This is a genomic window from Prolinoborus fasciculus (genome assembly GCF_056724605.1).
This window is the reverse complement of sequence record NZ_JBWZQN010000105.1, coordinates 1-4521: the sequence shown is the minus strand read 5'-3', so window position 1 is coordinate 4521 and position 4521 is coordinate 1. Positions and strand designations below refer to the sequence as shown.

The 4521-nt window shown below is 36.7% G+C and carries 6 protein-coding genes; 3 read left to right on the top strand and 3 right to left on the bottom strand.

All coding sequences use genetic code 11. From position 1 onward, the window contains the following. The first annotated feature begins 25 nt into the window (after positions 1-25). Together mobQ and AC1P5O_RS16125 are read left to right on the top strand one after the other, a co-directional pair. Positions 26-979, top strand: coding sequence for a MobQ family relaxase (gene mobQ / locus AC1P5O_RS16130; RefSeq protein ID WP_004896754.1), 954 nt, complete (start codon positions 26-28; stop codon positions 977-979). Next, entirely contained in the window at positions 976-1449 is a 474-nt protein-coding gene (locus AC1P5O_RS16125; protein WP_499006382.1) for a hypothetical protein, read from the top strand. Before mobQ ends, AC1P5O_RS16125 begins: the two co-directional genes overlap by 4 nt. Before the next feature lie 124 nt (positions 1450-1573). Here AC1P5O_RS16125 and AC1P5O_RS16120 read toward each other — a convergent pair whose 3' ends face one another. Continuing rightward, positions 1574-1954: a hypothetical protein gene (locus AC1P5O_RS16120; RefSeq protein ID WP_004896749.1), complete on the bottom strand. Its 381-nt coding sequence runs from the start codon at positions 1952-1954 to the stop codon at positions 1574-1576. A 683-nt stretch (positions 1955-2637) separates the two neighbouring features. On the opposite strand from AC1P5O_RS16120, the gene repM reads away from it, so the two are divergent. Continuing rightward, positions 2638-3558 (top strand): replication initiation protein RepM, encoded by a 921-nt coding sequence (gene repM / locus AC1P5O_RS16115; protein ID WP_017397384.1) that lies wholly within the window; start codon positions 2638-2640, stop codon positions 3556-3558. A gap of 8 nt (positions 3559-3566) precedes the next feature. Here repM and AC1P5O_RS16110 read toward each other — a convergent pair whose 3' ends face one another. Both AC1P5O_RS16110 and AC1P5O_RS16105 read right to left on the bottom strand, forming a co-directional pair. Beyond that, positions 3567-3899 (bottom strand): hypothetical protein, encoded by a 333-nt coding sequence (locus tag AC1P5O_RS16110; RefSeq protein WP_004896759.1) that lies wholly within the window; start codon positions 3897-3899, stop codon positions 3567-3569. Positions 3900-3909: 10 nt separating this feature from the next. After that, entirely contained in the window at positions 3910-4206 is a 297-nt protein-coding gene (locus AC1P5O_RS16105; RefSeq protein WP_004896757.1) for a DUF8583 domain-containing protein, read from the bottom strand. Positions 4207-4521: the final 315 nt, after the last annotated feature.

The following is a 4521-nucleotide window of genomic DNA, read 5'->3' as shown; positions in this document are numbered from 1 at the left end:
AGCAAAACCATCACAAGGCTAAGGCATGGCAATTTATCACTGTACGACTAAGACCGTTAACCGAAGTTCGGGACGAACTGCGGTTGCATCTATTGCTTATCGTGCAGGAGAAAAATTGACAGATGAACGGACAGGATTAACACACGACTTTACGAGAAAAGAAGGTGTGGCTTATACCGAAATTATCTCGAACTTAGATACTCAAATTGATCGTGCTGAACTCTGGAATCTGGCGGAAAAAACCGAAAATAGGAAAGATGCCAGAACCGCTAGAGAATGGGTTATTGCCTTGCCTGATGAATTGGATGAAGAACAACGCAAGGAACTTGCTAAAGACTTTGCCAAGTCCTTAGTAGATCGCTATGGGGTAGTTGCAGATTTAGCGATTCATGCACCCAGCAAAGGTGGTGATGATAAAAACCATCATGCACATATCCTGCTGACAACTCGCAAAGCAGAATTAGACCCTGAAAATAAATTGGTCCTTACTCAAAAAGCGGAAATTGAGCTAAGTAACACCAAAAGAAAAAGCCTAGGCATGGGTACAAGCCAAGAAGAAATCAAACAGATTCGAGCCACCTGGGCAAACCTTGCAAATTACGCCCTGGACAAAGCAGGGTACAAAGAAAAAATAGACCATCGCAGCTATGCCGAACAAGGTAACGGCTTACAAGCCACGATACATGAAGGCAGCAAGGTTACTCAGTTACGCAGAAAGGGCATAGATACTGAAGTTAGCCGTTTCAATGACAACATCAAACAGCAAAACAATCAGCAGCTCCAATTCAAAGAACCCAAAAAGGAAAAAATCCTAGAACAAGGCTTCAGCCGTGTGGAAAAGGGTTTTGAGCAATGGAAGAAAGATCAGGAAGCTAAACGCCTACAACTGGAACATCAGCAGCAGTTAAAGCAACAGCAAGAACGAGCCATGAAGCAGAAACGACGCCAAAGCATAAGTAAAGATGGGCCATCTCTATGAGTAACCAAAACGACGATTTAGACGACCAGTTATATATTTTATTGGCTTCCATGAAGGAATACAGAGAAGCCATAGCAGACGATAAGAAGCGATTAGAGACGTTTTACGCCCAAGTAGCTAGTGGGGTTCTAGATAAGGCTGAAAAGTCGCTACAGGAGACAAATAAACAGGCTATAGGGGCATTAAAGAGCCGTATTCAGGAACTAGACAAGGCAACTAGCCGTCTTAACTATCAATTCATTGCCGTGTTTGCCAGTGCCTTTGTAGCGTTGGTGATGGTGCTGTTCTTGGCATTATTTTTATTTGTACCAAGTATGGATGAAATCCAGCAGCGCAGATCGGAAGTGAACAACCTGAAAAAATACAGCTTAGACCTATCAAAATGTGACGGGAAAACATGCGTTAGAGTTATAAAAAAACAGTGTGGCTATGGAAAAAATGCTGATTATTGTGTGGTTGACCCTAAATAATTAATGTTCGGTACTTTGCTCTGTTCCTTTCAAACCAATCAGATACTTAGTGTCGCAAAGTGGCTCGACTTTGAACTATGGCTAAAGCCAAATTTCAAAGTATCGAGCTAAATTTGATGGTTATTTAGATTTCATTTTCTAATTTATTTGCAGATTTATTCCAGAAAAATGCCGTAACCTCAAAAGCTATAAAATAACTAATTCCGATAGACAGGCTAATTATCTTTGGAAAATCAAAGGATAAAGCACCAAAAAGAACAAGGGAGGATAATAAACCAATGATTAAAGTAGCTAAAAATTTACTCTTAAAAACAAAATTTTCGTAAGCTACAACTGATAAAAATGCTCCAACTAGTAATCCACCAACTACCCACAAAAGAATAAAACCAAAATTAATTTCGTTAAAAAAATCTGCTAACAACGTTGCATAGAGATGAAATATTGGGCTTGGTGCCACTAACGGAACGAAGAAAAAAACTAAAAGATTCAATATTAGTTTAAGCATGAGATACCTTAAGAGATCTAATTATTTAATTTAATGATCAATAATCACTGATTTTATAGATACTTTACAGCTTATCTAAAATTAAAGTAATACGTTGAACTTGAGCATTTTGCTTTATAGAAATAAGAGCCAAGCGAGTGTCTACGAGCGACCACCTGGCATCAAAATTCTCGTGTTTTTCTCTCTGATTACAATTACTCCCTCTTACTTCATAAAGGGATTAACAGAGCAAAGCGACTGTACTTAAATTGATTTATGAACGAGCGAAGCGAGCATAAAGCTTTCTGAGCGAAGCGAAGGCATAGTTTCTTTTTAGAACTCTCAATTCACCTTTGAAAAAACAGCCCCTCAACCGAGCGAAGCGAGGTTAAAACGTCCGAGCTTTAGCGAGGGCATAGGGCTGTTTTTATGCCTGCTTAGGCTTTTATATATATTTTAAAGTTTTTAAATGCTTTTACGCACGCTAAAAGCCTTTCTACAAAAGGCTTTTAGCGTTCATAAAGGGACATTTAGTCGGTTATAAAGGGACATTTAGTCGGTTATAAAGGGACATTTAGTCGGTTATAAAGGGACATTTAGTCTTTATAAAGGGACATTATAGGTATTGACCCTTTAGTGACTTCAATTTACAATGTCCATATTATAAGTAACAATATAATCTGATTATGAAAAATGAGCTTGTTGTGAAGGATAATGCGTTAATTAATGCTAGTTATAATTTAGAAGTAACTGAACAGCGTTTAATACTTTTAGCAATTCTTAATGCAAGAGAAACAGGCAACGGTATTACAGCCGATAGTAAATTAGAAATACATGCAAAGGACTATGCTAGCCGCTTTGATATAAGCAATGATGGAGCTTACAAAGCATTAAAAAATGCTGTTTTAAACTTATTTGATCGACAATTTTCTTTTAAAGAAGAAGATAAGAAAGGGAATGTAGGTACAGTAAAATCAAGATGGGTAAGCCGTATTAAATATATTGATGATTCGGCCACACTAGAGATTACGTTTGCACCTGATGTAGTACCACTAATTACAAGACTTGAGCAACATTTCACGAGTTATCAACTTAAACAAGTCAGCCAACTTACCAGTAAATATGCAATCCGCTTATATGAGCTTTTAATTGCATGGCGTGAAGTTGGTAAAACTCCAAAAATTGAATTAGATGACTTTAGAAGCAAAATTGGTGTTGAAGATACTGAATACACAGCCATGAATGATTTTAAAAAACGTGTATTAGAGCCAGCTATTAAGCAAATTAATAAATATACAGATATTACTGCAACATATGAGCAGCATAAAAAAGGGCGATTAATTTCAGCATTTTCATTTAGCTTTAAGCAAAAGTACCAACCAAAAATTGAAAAGATTGTTGATCTTAAAAGAGATCCGAATACACCTGATTTCTTTATCCAAATGACAGATTCTCAACGACATTTATTTGCAAATAAACTCTCTGAAATGCCGGAAATGAGTAAATATTCTCAAGGTACTGAAAGCTACCAACAGTTTGCTATTCGTATTGCTGACATGCTTTTAGAACCTCAAAAATTTAGAGAACTTTATCCACTCTTAGAAAAATCAGGGTTTCAGTTATGATTAAAAGATTAGACCTCAATTAGTCCGTTAGACTTTAAAAACTTATTAATAAGTTTTAGTAATTTAATTCGTTTTTTACCTTTTCTGACAGGCTTTTTGTCGATGAAGAAAATATCAGTATGTCCGAAGTCAATGTGACACTCGTTTTGAGGAAGTTCAACAATGAGGGATAAGGATTCTTTATCCTTTACTGGAGTGAATACAACAATATATGGTTCTTTTCCAATAGGATTTGAAATCATAATGTCGAAATCAAAATCTTTGTAAGCGTCTTCTGAATGGGGCAAAGAGGAATTCGCTTCGATCTCAAAATATTGCTTAAAAAAAGATTTTTTATCCATTACTAATTACCTAAATATCTTTAGTTTCTATTTTTAGAGGTAAATCAAAAAGCTTTCTGTCACGGTCTTCAGTTAAGTATTCATTCAGATCAGCAAGAATCTTTTCTTTATTGGCTTCATTGGCCTGCATCTTTTTAATTAAATAAGAACCAAGCAAAATTTTGCGTCGAGTATCGTCCTTTCTTTCCTGCTCTTTTTGCTTCGATTTTTCTCTAGCTTCGATAGCCTGTTTACGAGCCTTTAGCTGTTTCAGCTTTTCTAACTGGGCTTCGATTTTCTTTTCGAGAGTTTCAGCAGCTTTTGTCATGATTCAGATTTCAGGATATAGAAAACCACTCAAGCATAAGGCCCTATGAATTGGAATTCAAGCGGGCTTTATGCTATCGTGTTTTTCATGAAATGCGCACTTACGACTTGAACAAAGTTCAAGTCATCGTTGCGTAAGGGGAATCCCCTTAACCCCAAAAAACTGCTACGCAATTTTTTAAAAGCAAAAGCAAAACCATCACAAGGCTAAGGCATGGCAATTTATCACTGTACGACTAAGACCGTTAACCGAAGTTCGGGACGAACTGCGGTTGCATCTATTGCTTATCGTGCAGGAGAAAAATTGACAGATGAA